General features: G+C 64.4%; 1 pseudogene. It reads left to right on the top strand.

The window, feature by feature from the left end:
• Nucleotides 1–413: pseudogene (locus tag ACNKW1_RS15765) on the top strand (antiporter); the annotation flags it as partial.

Genomic DNA, 413 nt, shown 5'->3' with positions numbered 1-413 from the left:
CATGAAGTTCGCTGCCACCGGCGAGATGAAGTCGAACCTGAACAAGCAGTTCGCGATCTTCCGCAACAAGCACACCTGGTCGATGACGGCGCTGTACGTGGTGACCTTCGGCTCGTTCATCGGCTTCTCGATGGCGCTGCCGCTGTCGATCACGGTGATCTTCGGCAACACGCACACGCTCGACCCGGCCACGCAGGCGTGGGTGCATGCGAAGAATCCGAATGCGCCCTCGGCGCTGATGTACGCATGGATCGGCCCCTTCGTGGGTGCGCTGATCCGCCCGGTGGGCGGGTGGATCTCGGACAAGCTGGGCGGCTCGATCGTGACGCAGTGGATCTCGATCGTGCTGGTGATCGCCTCGGCGGCGACCGGCTACGTGATGCTGCTGGCCTACCAGTCGGCCACGCCCGAGC

The sequence above is a fragment of the Thauera sp. WH-2 genome, assembly GCF_048321015.1.
Classification (GTDB): domain Bacteria; phylum Pseudomonadota; class Gammaproteobacteria; order Burkholderiales; family Rhodocyclaceae; genus Thauera.
Note: the sequence above shows the minus strand (reverse complement) of the source record. Positions and strands in the feature narration are given on the sequence as shown.